Below are 14,366 nucleotides of genomic sequence, written 5' to 3'. Positions count from 1 at the left end.
CTTCTCTTACTGAGAAGGCTGCAAAGACGACAAGGAGTCTTCCGCGATGTTTGCGCCCTTTACCCGTTCCATGACCTTTACCCTCGGCCTCTTCAGCGTGGTGGTGAGCCCGGACCTGCTGGCTGAAACCGACCCCGAAAGCTACACCCTCAAAGACAACACCCTCGAACTCGGTGCCACGCGCATCAGTGCCGATGGCCTCGGGGCTACCACCGAGCACACCGGGGCCTACACCACCGGTTCGATGAGCACCGCCACCCGCCTGAACCTGTCCGTCAAGGAAACCCCGCAGTCCATCTCGGTGATCACTCGCCAGCAAATGGATGACTTCAACCTCAACACCTTGACCGAAGTGCTGCGCCAGACCACGGGCATCAACGTCCAGCACAACGACTCCGACCGTGTGTCCTACTCGTCCCGTGGCTATGGCATCAACAACTTCCAGATTGACGGGATGCTCAACACCTTCGGCTACATGAAGTCGGATTCCGATACCATCATTTACGACCGCATCGAGGTGGTTCGCGGTGCCACGGGCTTGACCACCGGCGCCGGCGACCCGTCGGCCACGGTGAACATGGTGCGCAAGCGCCCCACCGCCCAGTGGCAGGCCAAAACCGGCATCAGCGGTGGTAGCCATGACAACTACTACAGCTACGTGGATGTCGGCGGCCCCCTGGCGTACGACGGCAAGCTGCGCGGGCGCACGGTGCTGGCCTACCGCGACAGCCAGTCGTTCCGCGACAACTACGGGCTGCAGCGGGCAGTCGGCTACGGCATTCTCGAAGGCGACCTGTCAGACGATACCGTGCTGGCCGTGGGCTTTGATTACCAGAACAAACAGGTCCAAGGCACTTCCTGGGGCACCGTGCCTTACTGGAACAGCCAGGGTGGCAAGGCCGGGCTCTCACGCTCCACCAATATGGCGGCGCACTGGAGTTCCTGGCCACTGACGGACAAGACCACCTTCGCCACCCTCGACCATCGCCTGGGCGGCGACTGGCATGTGAAGGCCGCCTACACCCATCGACAAAGCGACACGGATGGCAAGGTGTACTACGGCGGTGCGGGGTTCCCCAACGCTGACCGCAGCGGCATGACGGCATGGGCAAGCCATATGCTCGGCACCTCGAGAATGGAGGCGGTTGATCTCAACCTCGCCGGCAGCTACGCGTTGCTGGGTCGAGAGCATGAACTGATGATGGGCTATGGCGAGGCCACGCAACGCGACGTCTCCCCCTTCATGCGCAGCAGCCTGCCTGCCAGCTACTACAGCATCGAAGACTGGAAACACATGGGCGGGATCGGCAAGTTTGCCGACACCGTCACTGACCTCAAGGGCGAGCACAGCAGCAAGCAGCAGAAGGCCGGCTACCTGGCCACGCGCCTGAGCCTGACCGAACGCTTGCATGCGGTACTGGGCAGCCGCTACGGCAGTTGGGAACTGGTCAGCGCTGCGCCTGCCTATAACGCCGACAACCAACTGACCGCCGCCAACAAGACCCGCCAGACCCACAACGATATGTGGACGCCCTATGCCGGGCTGCTCTACGACATCACCCCGCAATACACCGTTTACGCGAGCTACACAGACATCTTCAAGCCGCAAAGCCTAAAGGACGCCAGCAAGAAATACCTGGAGCCCGTGGTGGGCAGCAACTATGAGGTGGGGATCAAGGGCAGTCTGCTGGAGGAGCGACTGAACGTGGCGGCTGCGTATTTCTGGAGCACACAGGACAACGTCGCGGAGCGGGATGATTCGGTACCGCCGAACCCGACCACAGGCGAGGAGTACTACAAGTCCGGCGGTAAAGGTAACAAGGTGAATGGCTTCGAGCTGGAGGTGGCCGGCGAGGTGATGCCGGACTGGAACCTGACGGCAGGCTATACCTATACCCACTCGGTGAATGGCTCCGACAAGCGCAACAACACCGGCCAGCCGCTGAACCTGCTGAAGGTGTCCAGCGCCTATCGGCTACCGGGCTCATGGCGCAACCTGACGGTCGGCGGCGCCGTGAGCTGGCAGAGCGAAATCTACGATTTCAGCAACAGGCCGACAGGCGCTCGGGACGGTGACGGAAACCGGATCACCACGCGGGCGAAAATCACCCAGCAGGCCTACTCCGTGGTCAACCTGATGTCGCGCTACCAGTTTGACGAACATGTTTCGGCGTCGGTCAACGTCAACAATCTATTTGATAAAAAATATTACGAGCGCGTCGGTTTCTATAACGGCGTGTATTGGGGTGACCCACGTTCGATCACCTTGGCACTGGATTGGAAGCTGTAAGATTTTTTAACCAGGAGTTAACGAAATTGTTAACTTCTGGTTTTTTTCGCGTTAATTCCTACTTAATAAATCGACTCCACACTCGCCCCATGAATCTGATCAAGGACAGAGCGGATACCGATCACTTTTAATGGAAACACTGCCATGAAACTCTCCACCTTGATGCTTGCCACCCTGATGACCCTGACCTCTGCCGCGGCCTTTGCCGAAGGCGGTTCGGAGCGTTCGAAGGCGTTCTACAACGACTTCGCGTTCATGCAGCAAAAGACCCACGGCACCGCTGAACAAACCGCGCAGGCCGATGGAAAAAACATGAAGAAAGAGGCGACCGATAAATCCACCGCCGAGCAACAACCGAATACTTGATTCAACTGCGCATTTGATTTAACCGCACTGCCCTTTACCATTCCGCTCCTATGGCTAAGGTGAACTTGGCGCCATTTAATGGCGCCTTTTTTTTGCCACTTATTGATTAAAGCGGTTTGTTCCAGAACAACATGCGCCCATGGGCCGGATCAAATTTCGAGTCATCAAAGCCGAACTTGCGATACGCCGCTTGAGCCACAGCATTGCCTTCCAGCACCTCCAAAGTGATCTTGCAGCAGCCCCGCTGCCGGGCGATTTCCTCGACCTTCTGCAGCATTTTCTGGCTCAACCCCAAACCACGAAAAGCACCCATCACCACCACATCGTGGACGTTAACCAGCGGGCGACACGCAAACGTGGAGAAACCTTCAAAGCAGTTCACCAGCCCCGCCGGCTCACCCCCCACAAACGCCAGCACGCTGAACGCATGGGGGCGCTTGGCCAGTTCACCCGGCAGTTGCTCCAGCAAGTCGGCGGGCAGGCTGTGGCCTCCGCCCATCGGGTCTTCGGCGTAGTGGTTGAGCACATGGCCAATCGCTTCGGCATGCACGGGGTTGGTGTAGCTGGCTTGCAGCACCAGGATATCTGGGGTGTCCATTTCCATCCTCGATCACGATTACAAGGGAATCGCTCCCTGTGAGGGGCACGATTGTAAGCGTGGAGCAGGAGGCAGATGAAGGAGATTAACTACAAATATGCGCATGAAAGCGCGAAGGTTGACCCTTCGAAAATTCGCAATCAGCCGATTCCTAGGTTTTTTCGCACAGACGTCAGCCAAAGCGCTGCAATTGCATTTCTTGCAGACGGCTCAGTGTCCTGCGAAACGGGAATTCCAGATAGCCCTCGGTATAGAAGCTCTCCAAAGGCACCTGCGCCTCGATAAATAACGGCACTTTGCGGTCGTAGCACTCGTCCACCAGGGCGATAAACCGACGTACGCTGTCATCGTGCACCGACAACGCCGGCAATTCGCGATCACCGGCCACCACACGCAGGGCACCGTCTTCGGTGCCGCGTGCAATCCGGCCCGGGCGTTTCTGAGCGCTGAGGTTGGGCACTTCGCCCAGCAGGATCGCCTTGAAGCGATCGCACAACAGCATGAAATCCATTGCGGCCAGGGGCTGTTCGCACAGGTCGGCGTAGCGGCACCAGAGCACCGTGGCGCCGGACCGCACGGCGACGATGGAACGATGCCCCACGACAACCGGCCCGCGGTGGGTGGGCTGGCCTTCGGCCAACTGCTCGAACACGCCCGCCAGCGCCTCGGGCTGATTGACCCAGTAGCGCTGAATACCCGCGCCCGGGTGCAACCGGTGATCCTCCCCGCCGTCCACCGTGACCACTTGCATGTGCTGCTTTATCGCCGCGATCCCCGGCAAAAAACGCTCCCGGTTGAAGCCATCGGCATACAACTGATCGGGCGGTTGGTTCGACGTGCAGACCATCACCACGCCCTCCTCGAACATCACCTGGAACAGGCGCCCGAGGATGATCGCGTCACCAATGTCATTGACGAACAGTTCATCGAAACACAACACGCGTACTGCCTGGCTCAGCTCCCGCGCCAGAGCCTGCAAGGGGTCGTGAGTACCGGTCAGTTGGAACAAGCGCTGATGCACCCACCCCATGAAGTGATGAAAATGCTGGCGGCGCGCGGGCACCCGCAGGCTTTGGTAGAACTGATCCATCAACCAGGTCTTGCCACGCCCGACCGGCCCCCACAGGTACACACCGGCAATCGGCGCCTGGCCGTGGTGCAGGGCATGGTGGCAGGCTTGCAGGGCATCCACCGCCTGGCGCTGGGCGTCGTCGGCAACGAAACCCGGTTGAGCAATGGCGTGTTGGTAGGCAGCGAGGGGCGAGTCGAAAGTCATGCCCGCCAGTATGACCTACAGGGAAATATCCAGCCGTGAAATCTTGCCCTGCGCATTCAACCGAAAGGTGTAGCGCAGCTCCAATGGGCTGCCGGGGAAATTGCCGGACACCACATTGCTGACCAACACCTTGCCGGTACGGTGTTGCACCTTGAGCACTTCGACCCGTGGTTGGTAACGACGCCCGGTGTCTTCCATCCAGCGCGCAATGGCGGCGGTGCCAACACGGTGCTGGCCCTCATCGAACACGTTGGCATCCTCGGCAAAGCACTCGGCGACAGCCGAGGTGTCACGGGTATTGGCCGCCGCGAGATAGGCCGCGATGGCCGGCGCCAACTCAGGGATAGACATGGCACAGCTCCTTTCCAGATGATTTGTGCGGCCATGCTAAGCCAGGGTTGTGTCAGTTTTTGTCAGGAGTAAACGGCGCGGACTCACTCTGCTCCATCAACTTGCGCCAGGCCCGCAGCCAGTCACTGCGGCGCCCCGGATAACGCTCACCGCACGCTTCGGCACTCGCCACACGGTCGGTACGAAAGGTGCGATAGGCGCCGCGTAACTCGCACCAGGCCACGATCACCCGCACCTCATTCAAGAACCCCAGGGCCAGTGGCCAGATCAGGCGTTGGCTTTGGGTCTGGCTGGCGTCCGCGTAATCAATGTGCAACTTGGCCTGGTGGCGGATGGCATCGCGAAATACATTCAGGGGCACACGGTTTTCCGGGTAGCCGAACCCTGGCGGACCGGGCAGCAGCGTCGGGTTGCGCAAGGCTTCCTGGGCGGCCGGGTCAAGCACATCGGCGATTTTTGCCAGGGCATTGGCGGCGGCGCGGCTGAGCACGTCATCGCCGCGCTGGTCCACATAACGCAAGCCGAGCACGATGGCTTCGGTTTCCTCGGCGTTCAACATCAAGGGCGGCAGAAACAAGCCGCTGCGCAGCACATACCCTACCCCCGCCTCGCCAAAAATTGGTGCGCCCAAGGCCGTCAGCTCAGCAATATCGCGGTACAGCGTACGCTCGGACACCTCCAACTGCGCCGCCAGCACGGCAGCGGTCACCGGACGTTTCTTACCCCGCAGGGCCTGGAGCAAAGTCAGAAGACGAGTGGTACGCGACACAGGAATGCCTGCCGAAAAAGGAAACGTGCCGCAGCTTAGCAGAGCCCCCTGTCAGAAAACGTCAGCAGTAAAAAAGCCCCTTGACCGCCTACATTGCAGGCTGGGGTCAGGGTCAGGGTCTGCGAAAATAAAACACCCTGCGAAAGCGCAGCCTTCGCAGGGTGTGGGGGTGACCCTCTCATTAAACGGCCTGGTGAACAGGCCGTTTTTTATTCAACACTGCCGCTTACGCAAGGCTCTTGCTGACCACCTCAAACACATCACTCGACAACTCGCCGGACGCCAGAATGCGCTCCAGTTCCGCCTTCATCAGCGCCTGACGCGCGCTGTCGTATTTGCGCCAGCGGGTCAGCGGCGCCAACTGGCGCGAGGCGATTTGCGGATTGAAGCTGTTCAACTGGATCACCAGGTCCGCCAGGAAGCGGTAGCCCGAGCCATCCGCCGCATGGAAGTTGATCAGGTTCTGCCCGGCAAATGCGCCGATCAATGCGCGCACCTTGTTCGGGTTCTTCAGGGTGAACGCCGGGTGCTCCATCAACGCCTTGACGCGCTCCAGCCCACCCGGCAACGTGCTGCCGGCCTGCACGCTGAACCACTGGTCCATGACCAATGGGTTGTCCTTGAAGTTTTCGGCAAACACCGCCAATGCCTGGGCCTTCTGCGCTTCGAACGGCGAATTCACCAACACCGCCAGCGCGGTCAGGCGCTCGGTCATGTTGTCGCTGGTGTCGAACTGTTCCAGTGTCGCCGCCAACACGTCCGGCTTGCCGCTGAGCATCAGGTAAGACAACGCGATGTTCTGCAATGCGCGCCGGGCAAAGTGCTCAGCCGCCGCCACGTACGGCGTTTGCTTGGACAGCGCGCGATTGGCCTGGTAACGCAACCACAGCGCTTCATGCAGGTTGTCCGCCAGTTGCTTGCGGGCAAACTCACGGGCCGCATGGATGGCGTCCACATCCGCCACTTCGCTGATTTCAGTCAGGTAGGCTTCACCCGGCAGCGACAGCATTTCCGCCACCATCGCCTGGTCCAGACGCTCGTCGCTCAGCACACTGCGCAACGCAGTGATCAAGCGCTGATCCATCTTCAAGGCCTGGCCTTGTTGATGCTGGGCAACCAGTTCCTGCAACACCTGCACCGACAACTGCTGGCCGGCATCCCAGCGGTTGAAGCCGTCGCTGTCATGCTGCATCAGGAACATCAGTTGGTCACGGCTGTACGGGAAGCTCAGCTTCACCGGCGCCGAGAAACCGCGCAGCAGCGAAGGCAACGGCTGCTCCGGGATATCAACGAAGGTGAAGGTCTGCTCGGCCTCGGTCACCGAAATCACCCGCGAGGTGGCACCCGCAGTCGCCTCGCCGGCCAGGCGCAAGGCAATACCTGCGCCCTGCCCGTCCAGCAAGCCCAGCTCCACCGGGATCACGAACGGCAGTTTTTCCACCTTGTCCGGGGTTTCCGGGCAGCTCTGGCGAAAGGTCAGGCTGTAGGTCTTGGCCGCGGCGTCGTAAGACTCGCTCACCGCCAGGCGCGGCGTACCGGCCTGGCTGTACCAGCGCTTGAACTGGCTCAGGTCGGCGCCGTTCGCGTCTTCCATGGCCTTGATGAAGTCGTCGCAGGTCACGGCCTGGCCGTCATGGCGTTCAAAGTACAGGTCGCTGCCTTTGCGGAAGCCTTCGGCACCGAGCAAGGTATGGATCATGCCGACCACTTCCGAGCCCTTTTCGTACACCGTCAGGGTGTAGAAGTTGGAGATCTCGATAAAGCTGTCCGGGCGCACCGCGTGGGCCATCGGGCCGGCGTCTTCGGCGAACTGGTGGGTACGCAGGTACGCCACATCCTGGATACGCTTGACCGTGGCCGAGTTCATGTCGGCCGAGAAGCCCGAATCACGGAACACGGTGAAGCCTTCCTTGAGCGACAGCTGGAACCAGTCGCGACAGGTCACGCGGTTGCCCGACCAGTTGTGGAAGTATTCGTGGGCAACGATCGCCTCGACCCGCTGGTGCGCGGCGTCGGTGGCGGTTTCGGCGCGGGCCAGCACGGCGCTGGAGTTGAAGATGTTGAGGCCCTTGTTCTCCATGGCGCCCATGTTGAAGTCGTTCACCGCGACGATCATGAAGATGTCGAGGTCGTACTCGCGGCCATAGGTTTCTTCGTCCCAGCGCATCGACTTCTTGAGGCTGGTCATCGCGTGCTGGCACTTGTCGATGTTTTCCGGCTCGACGTAGATGCGCAGTGCCACTTCACGGTCCGTCATGGTGGTGAAGGTGTCTTCGACACACCACAGGTCACCGGCCACCAACGCGAACAGGTAGGCAGGCTTCTTGAACGGGTCTTCCCAGGTCGCCCAATGACGGCCGTCTTCGCCGGGACCGCTGGCGATGGGGTTGCCGTTGGACAGCAGGATCGGGTAGCGATGTTGCTCGGCGATCACCGTGGTGGTGAACGTGCTCATCACGTCCGGGCGGTCGAGGTAGTAGGTGATCTTGCGGAAGCCTTCGGCCTCGCACTGGGTGCAGAACATGCTGCCGGATTTGTACAGGCCTTCCAGGGCCGTGTTGGTTTCCGGGTGGATTTTTACCGTGGTATCAAGGGTAAAAGTCTCGCTCTTGGGATGCACCGTCAGGTGACTGTCGGTCAGTTGATAATCATCGGCCGTCAGTTCCTGATCGGCCAAGTTGACACTCAACAGCTCCAGTTGCTGGCCGTCCAGCACCAGCGGCGGCAAACCGGCGCCGCGCTCAGGGTTGCGGCGCATCACCAGTTGCGCGTGGACCAGGCTGTGGTCCTCGAACAACTCGAAGGTCAGGTGCGTCTCGTCGATCAGGTAGTCCGGCGCCTGATAGTCCTTCAGGTAAATCATCTTCGGTTGTTCGGTGCGCATGGGTGGCATCCTTCTACTGATGCACGGCGAGCTGGTAGGCCGTGTACTTACGAATATTGATAACGCCGGTGTCGAAGATCAGGTATTGGCCCTTGATCCCCAGCAGCGTGCCTTCGGCTATCGGGTTCTTGTCCAGGTTGAAGCTGACGATCTTGGTCGGGTACTGCTCGACCGGATAACGGATTTCGATCGGTTCAATGTCGGCAATCGTTTGGATGGCCTGCAAGCCAAAGCGTTCCTGCAGACTCACCAAGCCTTCGGCGCAGGAGGCGAACAGGTCGTCACGCACCTGCTTGAGGTCGACCGATTGCGCATCGCCCTTGAGCAGTGCACGCCAGTTGGTTTTGTCGGCCACCTGGCTGCGGAACAGGTCCTCGACGAAGCCCGATTGCTGGCGGGTGGCCACGCGCATGATCGGCAACGCCTGGCTCGCCCCCTGGTCTAGCCAGCGCGTCGGCAACTGGGTGGCGCGGGTAATGCCGACCTTGATCCCCGACGAATTCGCCAGGTACACCACATGGTCGGTCATGCAGAATTTCTCGCCCCAGCCTGGATCGCGGCAGGTGCCGGCGTCGTAATGGCAACGCTCGGGGCTCATGATGCACAGGTCACACTGGGCCAGCTTGGTCATGCACGGGTAGCAATAGCCCTGGCTGAAGCTGGTCTTGGTCTTGCGGCCGCAATGGCTGCAATGAATGGCGCCGAGGTATTCCAGGCGCACGTGAGTGCCGATCAACGGGTTGACCGGCACCTCCGTATCGCCGAGGCGAAACGCGTATTGAACGGTCGGCTCACCGAGTTGCACCGACATCTTGCTGACTGCACCGCGACCAATTTCAATCAATGGATCGCATCCGACTTGAACAGGATGTTCGGCACGGTGGTCGATTTCGACTGGCATTCCTGCGGGCCCATGTAACCGGTGCGCTGCTCTTCCGGCAGGTTCTGGAGTTCCCAGGCGATCATCGCCTGCAACGACAGCTCGCGCTGCTCGGCGGTGAGCTTGCGGCCATCGGACCACTTGCCGATTTCCACGGCGAGCTTGAGGCTCTCGTAGATGTCCGGGGTGATGTTTTCGATCATTTCAGCAAAAGATGACATGTGAACAGCCTCTGAGGTTCAGCGAGTACAGGGTTGACGGGCGCGGCCCGTCAGAATTCCTTGGAGAGCTTGACCTGTACAAGCTCTTTGTCCAGCAAGCGCCGGAAGATCTGCGGCGCCGCGAAGGTGTAGGCGGCAAACGCCAGCCACAACCAGTTGACCATCTCCGCCACTTGCGGATAGCCCTGGTCCGTCAGCGTAATCACTACGACACGGTAGACCACGAACATGCACAACAGCAGGATGATGGCGCGGGTGGCGCTGCGCTCGTTCATCCAGCTATTGAAACGCCACCAGGTGCCGAGGAACACATTGCTGCGTGCCTTGACTGCCGTGAGCAGGTGCAGCGCGGCGACGTTGGTAGCGTTCTCCTGCAAGGCCCAGATCGCGTGGTCACGGGCGCCATTGATATCCCCTTCACGCAACAACAGGTGACCGAGCACCACCACCGCTGCCGCATTCGCCGGGTCAGCCTGCAAGGCCTGGCGGGCGAACTGGTACGCCTGGTCCCACTGGCTGCTAGCACGGTGGAACTGCGCCAGGGCCACCAGGTTGGCGGGGTCGTCGGGGCCCAGTTGCAAGGCTTTTTCCAGCGGCTCGCGGCTCTGCGCCAGGCGTCCGGTAAGCTGGTACAACTCGGCCTGGCAACGGTAATACGCCGGGTTCAGCGGTTCCATGTCCAGCAGTTGGCTCACGTGTTCCTGAGCCAGCTTGAACTTGCGCAAGGCAATCGCTACTTGCGCGGCGGCATAGTGGGACAGCGGCAGCTGCGCGTCGGCGGCCAGGGCCAGTTGCACTTCGCGCTTGGCGGCATGCACGCGGCGCATGTTCATCAAGCAGATCGCCAGCAAGGCATGCGCCTCGGCGGAATGCGGATCGCTGGCCAGCAGTTGGCGCAGTGCGTCGATGGCGCCGTCATTGTGGTCAGCCTGCAGGCGCTGGTAGGCCAGTTGCAGCAGATAGTCGGTATTCATCAGCTCACCACCAGGTACCACAGGGTGTACGGCAGCCATTTGACGACCATGCCTTTGAGCACGAAGCCACCAATCAACGCCAAGGGAAAACCAAAGCGGCTCAGCTCGCCGCCGTAGTACTGGTAAATCTCGATGGTCGCGTTTTGCTGCATATACAGCAGGTAACCCAGGGTGAGTTTCCACACCACCAGCACCAGCAACGCGTATTGGATTTGCGCCTGGGTTTGCAGATAACCGGCGCCCACCAGTTGCAGCAATACAAAACCGATCACAATGCTGCCCAGCAGTGCCACGCCGGCCAGCACCCATTCGCGCACCCGCGTCGGGCTGCCGACGGCGATGGAGTTGAACACAAACCACGGCAAGCCCAGCCAGGCACCGCCCAGCATCAGGCCCAGCAGCGGCCAGAACGGCGAGACCGCCCATTTGGCCAAGGCGCCCGGGCGCGGTTCATCTTCGATGCGATACCCACCGTACTGCGCCATCAGCGACCCTTCCCGTGTTTGTCGAGGAAGGCCAGCACTTCGTCGTACTGGTTGCCTTCATTGGCATACCGCGCGTAGTTACGCGCCGTGGTCAGCCATTCCAGGGTGGTGGCGCGCACTTCTTTCAAGGCGTGCTTGAAATGCCGGTCACAGATCGACTGCTCGGCGCCACTCTCGATAGATGCTTCAATGGCCTCGTCGGCGGCGGTTTCCACCAGCTCGCTGAGGTCGGCGCCGGAGAAGCCCGAGGTGTTCTTGGCCAAGAAGGCAAAGTCGATGTCGTCAGCCATGGGGCGGCCTTTCATCATCGCCTTGAGCATCGCCTCCCGCGCCGGGCGATCCGGTGGCGGCACAAACAGTACGCGGTCAAACCGGCCGGGGCGGCGGAATGCCGAGTCGACCGACCACGGCACGTTGGTCGCGGCAAGGATCAGTACGCCGTGGTTGTCATTGGTAAAACCGTCCATCTCGGAGAGGAACTGGCTCACCAGCTTGGACGAGGTCGACTCGCGGGTATTGGCGCGTTTGCCACCGAGCGCTTCAACCTCGTCGAAAAACATCACCGCCGGCGCCTGGGCCCGCGCCTGCTCGAACAGCGCGTGCAACTTGCGTTCGGACTCGCCGATGTACATATCCAGCACATCGGAAATCGCCACGTTGAAAAACGTCGCCTTGCATTCCCCCGCCGTCGCGCGGGCCAGCATGGTCTTGCCGCAGCCCGGCGGGCCGTACAGCAGCACCCCGCCGCCGACTTTCTTGCGAAAGCGCTGGAACAGGCCCGGTTTCTGGTACGGCAGGATGATCTTTTTATGGATGGTCTTTTTCAGCTCATCCAGACCGCCGATATCATCGAAGGTCAGGGTTTCGTTTTCCGGCACCAGCAGGCGCACGACTTCGCTCTGGTCGGTGTCGTCATTGGAGATCACGCGCAGCCGCGGGCGGCCCTCGGCGCCAGGGAAGTCCACCACCGACACATTCAGGCGGCGCCACAACGCCATGTCTTCCAGGGCCGGGTTGGCGTCCACCGCTGCGCGGTATTCCACCTGGGCTTCCTTGAGGCGCTCCAGTGCCGCCAAGGCACGGGCCTTGAGCAGGCGCGCAGCGGGGTCTGCACCTTCGATCAAGGGCAACGCCTTCTGCGCTTGCCCATCGGCCAGCAACAGTTGCGCCGCCGCCAGCTTCAAGGCTGCGGCCTCTGGCCATTGCTCAAGGTCGGCCGGCAACAGCTTCAACCCACGCGCGTGTTCACCACGCTCAAGGCTGGCGCCCAGCAACAGGGTCAGCAGTGCGACGTTGCCGGGGGCAGCGGACAGCGCGGCCTCCAGCTGGTCGAACGTCGAATCATCCATGGAGGTTCCTCAAAAGTGCGGTTGCGGTGCGCAGGAGGCTCATGTGAGCACCTCCGGCCGCTCGACATCGACCCACACGAACTTGCGCGGGTCGAGACGGGTTTCCTGGTCCAGGCGGTACGCCACCAGCTTGCCGTACAGCACCGCGCTGTAGTCCAGGCAGGCCAGGTTGTCGCGGATCGGCGCCGGCTTGCCGCTGCGCCAGTAATGCCCGACGAACAGCAAGGGCTCGTCGACGCCATAGCGCAGCAGGGAATTCTTTTCGGTGGACGACAACGGCGTACGCGCCACCGGCTCCGGCAAGGCGTCGGGCTGGAACACGATGTCGCCATAGGTTTTCGGGTCGTCTTCCCAGAACTTGGTGCGGAAGAACGAACGCGTCAGGCCGTCGCCACCGGTCAGCGTGAGGCCATCCGGCAGGCGCATATCGGTGCCGCGCAGCAGGCGGTCGAAGGCGTTGCAGGCAAAACTGCCCGGCACGGCGGCGGCCTGCAGGAAGTGCTGGTCGATGCAGCCGTCGGGGAAGGTCGCGCGCAGCGGCTGGATAAAGCCCTCGTCCCAGCACGCGTGCACCACGCGGAAACGCCCGGCGTCGACAAACAGCGGCATGTCATAGAACCAGCCGAGGAAGTCGTGCCAATCGTCCGGGTGGTGTTCGAACTGGGTCAGGGTTTCCTGGATCAACCGCGCATGCCGTGGGCTGTGCTCACGCACAAACTGCTTGCCACTGCCTGGCGGTGCCGGTGTGCTCCAACCCAAGGCGTTGAATTCGTGGTTGCCCATGATGCACAGCGCCTGGCCGGCCTCAGCCATGTCGTGGACGATATGCAGCGCCTCGCGGATGCGTGGGCCACGGTCGATGATATCGCCGAGGAACACCGCCATGCGCGACGGATGGCGCCAGGTGCCGCCCTGCTTGTGGTAGCCCAGCCGGTCGAGCAAATGCTCAAGGGTATGGGCGCAACCGTGCACGTCACCAATCAGGTCGTAGCTACGCGCGGGATCGAGCATCAGTCGCCTCCACCCCCCAAGCGGCTGCCCCAGCCCAGCTTGGTGCGGCACACTTCGTAATAGTTGTGGTCCAGCGGGTGGATCAACCGCAACTTCTGTGCCTTCTTGCTCACGGTGATGGTGTCACCGGGGGCGCAGGTAAAATGGTTCTGCCCGTCGCAGGAGACTTGCGGGTAGATCTGCATGTCTTTGGACACCACGATTTTCAGCTCACTGTTCCCGTCGACCACAATCGGCCGGCTCGACAACATATGGGGATACATCGGCACGATCACAATGGCATCCAGCTTGGGATGCATGATCGGGCCACCCGCCGAGAGCGCGTAGGCCGTAGAGCCGGTGGGCGTGGCGACGATCAGGCCGTCGGCCTTCTGGCTGCACACGAACTGGCCGTCGATATACAGCTCGAACTCGATCATCCGCGTCGATTTGCCGGGGTGCAGCACCACGTCATTCAAGGCGTCGCCCTGGCCGATGGCCTCGCCGTGACGGCGCACTTCAGCTTGCAGCAGGAAGCGGTTCTCCACCAGGTAATGGCCGTCGAGCACCTTGGCCACTTCAACTTCCAGCTCATCCGGGCGGATGTCGGTGAGGAAACCCAGGCTGCCCCGGTTGATCCCCAGCACCGGCACATTGTGCCGCGCCAGCGCGCGAGCGGCGCCCAACAGGCTGCCGTCGCCGCCGACCACGATGACCATGTCGCAGACTTCACCGAGCATCTTGCGCGACGAGGTCTGCAGGCCGTGGCCCGGCAGAATTTCAGCGATGGTGTCTTCAAGGATCACATGCAGGTGGCGTTCCAGCAGGAATTTTTTCAGCCGGCGGACGGTGTCCAGCACCTGGGTACTGCCCAGGCGACCGATAATGCCGATATTGCGAAATTGCTCCATGGGGCTCCTGCGGGATGTGGGG

General features: G+C 61.3%; 14 protein-coding genes. 2 read left to right on the top strand and 12 right to left on the bottom strand.

All coding sequences use genetic code 11. From position 1 onward, the window contains the following. The first annotated feature begins 46 nt into the window (after positions 1–46). Positions 47–2,290: a TonB-dependent siderophore receptor gene (locus tag ACI512_RS16280; RefSeq protein WP_236380590.1), complete on the top strand. Its 2,244-nt coding sequence runs from the start codon at positions 47–49 to the stop codon at positions 2,288–2,290. 144 nt (positions 2,291–2,434) lie between these two features. Then, positions 2,435–2,656 (top strand): hypothetical protein, encoded by a 222-nt coding sequence (locus ACI512_RS16275; RefSeq protein WP_064053844.1) that lies wholly within the window; start codon positions 2,435–2,437, stop codon positions 2,654–2,656. A 106-nt stretch (positions 2,657–2,762) separates the two neighbouring features. Here the strand turns inward: ACI512_RS16275 and ACI512_RS16270 are convergent, their stop codons facing one another. The 12 genes from ACI512_RS16270 to ACI512_RS16215 all read right to left on the bottom strand — a co-directional run bounded on the left by ACI512_RS16270 (position 2,763) and on the right by ACI512_RS16215 (position 14,344). Next, positions 2,763–3,254: a GNAT family N-acetyltransferase gene (locus ACI512_RS16270; protein WP_236380591.1), complete on the bottom strand. Its 492-nt coding sequence runs from the start codon at positions 3,252–3,254 to the stop codon at positions 2,763–2,765. Positions 3,255–3,426: 172 nt separating this feature from the next. Further along, the gene (zapE, locus tag ACI512_RS16265; protein ID WP_236380592.1) at positions 3,427–4,530 is read right to left on the bottom strand and encodes a cell division protein ZapE; all 1,104 of its coding nucleotides are present in this window, start codon (positions 4,528–4,530) and stop codon (positions 3,427–3,429) included. Positions 4,531–4,545: 15 nt separating this feature from the next. After that, the gene (locus ACI512_RS16260; protein ID WP_012723874.1) at positions 4,546–4,881 is read right to left on the bottom strand and encodes a nuclear transport factor 2 family protein; all 336 of its coding nucleotides are present in this window, start codon (positions 4,879–4,881) and stop codon (positions 4,546–4,548) included. A gap of 52 nt (positions 4,882–4,933) precedes the next feature. Beyond that, positions 4,934–5,650, bottom strand: a complete 717-nt coding sequence (locus ACI512_RS16255; RefSeq protein WP_012723873.1) for a YafY family protein — start codon at positions 5,648–5,650, stop codon at positions 4,934–4,936. Between the two features lie 226 nt (positions 5,651–5,876). Next, positions 5,877–8,534 (bottom strand): aminopeptidase N, encoded by a 2,658-nt coding sequence (gene pepN / locus ACI512_RS16250; protein WP_043205254.1) that lies wholly within the window; start codon positions 8,532–8,534, stop codon positions 5,877–5,879. A 13-nt stretch (positions 8,535–8,547) separates the two neighbouring features. After that, the gene (locus tag ACI512_RS16245; RefSeq protein ID WP_012723871.1) at positions 8,548–9,378 is read right to left on the bottom strand and encodes a DUF2797 domain-containing protein; all 831 of its coding nucleotides are present in this window, start codon (positions 9,376–9,378) and stop codon (positions 8,548–8,550) included. Then, positions 9,375–9,635 carry a YeaC family protein gene (locus tag ACI512_RS16240; protein ID WP_012723870.1) on the bottom strand — a complete coding sequence of 87 codons (261 nt, stop codon included), beginning with the start codon at positions 9,633–9,635 and terminating at the stop codon, positions 9,375–9,377. Before ACI512_RS16240 ends, ACI512_RS16245 begins: the two co-directional genes overlap by 4 nt. A gap of 50 nt (positions 9,636–9,685) precedes the next feature. After that, on the bottom strand, positions 9,686–10,609 hold the full coding sequence (locus ACI512_RS16235) for a lipopolysaccharide assembly protein LapB (RefSeq protein WP_064053847.1): 924 nt from the start codon (positions 10,607–10,609) through the stop codon (positions 9,686–9,688). Beyond that, the gene (locus tag ACI512_RS16230; RefSeq protein WP_122810660.1) at positions 10,609–11,094 is read right to left on the bottom strand and encodes a hypothetical protein; all 486 of its coding nucleotides are present in this window, start codon (positions 11,092–11,094) and stop codon (positions 10,609–10,611) included. Before ACI512_RS16230 ends, ACI512_RS16235 begins: the two co-directional genes overlap by 1 nt. After that, a complete protein-coding gene (locus ACI512_RS16225; RefSeq protein ID WP_012723867.1) occupies positions 11,094–12,443 on the bottom strand; it encodes a 26S protease regulatory subunit in 1,350 nt (449 codons plus the stop codon). The genes ACI512_RS16230 and ACI512_RS16225 overlap by 1 nt, the downstream gene beginning before the upstream one ends. Positions 12,444–12,482: 39 nt before the next feature. Further along, the gene (locus ACI512_RS16220; RefSeq protein ID WP_375232514.1) at positions 12,483–13,457 is read right to left on the bottom strand and encodes a metallophosphoesterase; all 975 of its coding nucleotides are present in this window, start codon (positions 13,455–13,457) and stop codon (positions 12,483–12,485) included. Further along, the gene (locus ACI512_RS16215; protein ID WP_003217892.1) at positions 13,454–14,344 is read right to left on the bottom strand and encodes an NAD(+) kinase; all 891 of its coding nucleotides are present in this window, start codon (positions 14,342–14,344) and stop codon (positions 13,454–13,456) included. Before ACI512_RS16215 ends, ACI512_RS16220 begins: the two co-directional genes overlap by 4 nt. Between the last annotated feature and the right edge of the window lie 22 nt (positions 14,345–14,366).

Source organism: Pseudomonas petroselini, assembly GCF_045037875.1.
Taxonomy (GTDB): Bacteria; Pseudomonadota; Gammaproteobacteria; order Pseudomonadales; family Pseudomonadaceae; genus Aquipseudomonas; species Aquipseudomonas petroselini.
Note: the sequence above shows the minus strand (reverse complement) of the source record. Positions and strands in the feature narration are given on the sequence as shown.

Excerpts from the sequence above, each read along its gene's own strand:
- ACI512_RS16280 (WP_236380590.1), top strand. The coding sequence starts at position 47 with ATGTTTGCGCCCTTTACCCGTTCCATGACCTTTACCCTCGGCCTCTTC.
- ACI512_RS16275 (WP_064053844.1), top strand. The coding sequence starts at position 2,435 with ATGAAACTCTCCACCTTGATGCTTGCCACCCTGATGACCCTGACCTCT.
- ACI512_RS16270 (WP_236380591.1), bottom strand. The coding sequence starts at position 3,254 with ATGGACACCCCAGATATCCTGGTGCTGCAAGCCAGCTACACCAACCCC.
- zapE (WP_236380592.1), bottom strand. The coding sequence starts at position 4,530 with ATGACTTTCGACTCGCCCCTCGCTGCCTACCAACACGCCATTGCTCAA.
- ACI512_RS16260 (WP_012723874.1), bottom strand. The coding sequence starts at position 4,881 with ATGTCTATCCCTGAGTTGGCGCCGGCCATCGCGGCCTATCTCGCGGCG.
- pepN (WP_043205254.1), bottom strand. The coding sequence starts at position 8,534 with ATGCGCACCGAACAACCGAAGATGATTTACCTGAAGGACTATCAGGCG.
- ACI512_RS16240 (WP_012723870.1), bottom strand. The coding sequence starts at position 9,635 with ATGTCATCTTTTGCTGAAATGATCGAAAACATCACCCCGGACATCTAC.
- ACI512_RS16235 (WP_064053847.1), bottom strand. The coding sequence starts at position 10,609 with ATGAATACCGACTATCTGCTGCAACTGGCCTACCAGCGCCTGCAGGCT.
- ACI512_RS16230 (WP_122810660.1), bottom strand. The coding sequence starts at position 11,094 with ATGGCGCAGTACGGTGGGTATCGCATCGAAGATGAACCGCGCCCGGGC.
- ACI512_RS16225 (WP_012723867.1), bottom strand. The coding sequence starts at position 12,443 with ATGGATGATTCGACGTTCGACCAGCTGGAGGCCGCGCTGTCCGCTGCC.
- ACI512_RS16215 (WP_003217892.1), bottom strand. The coding sequence starts at position 14,344 with ATGGAGCAATTTCGCAATATCGGCATTATCGGTCGCCTGGGCAGTACC.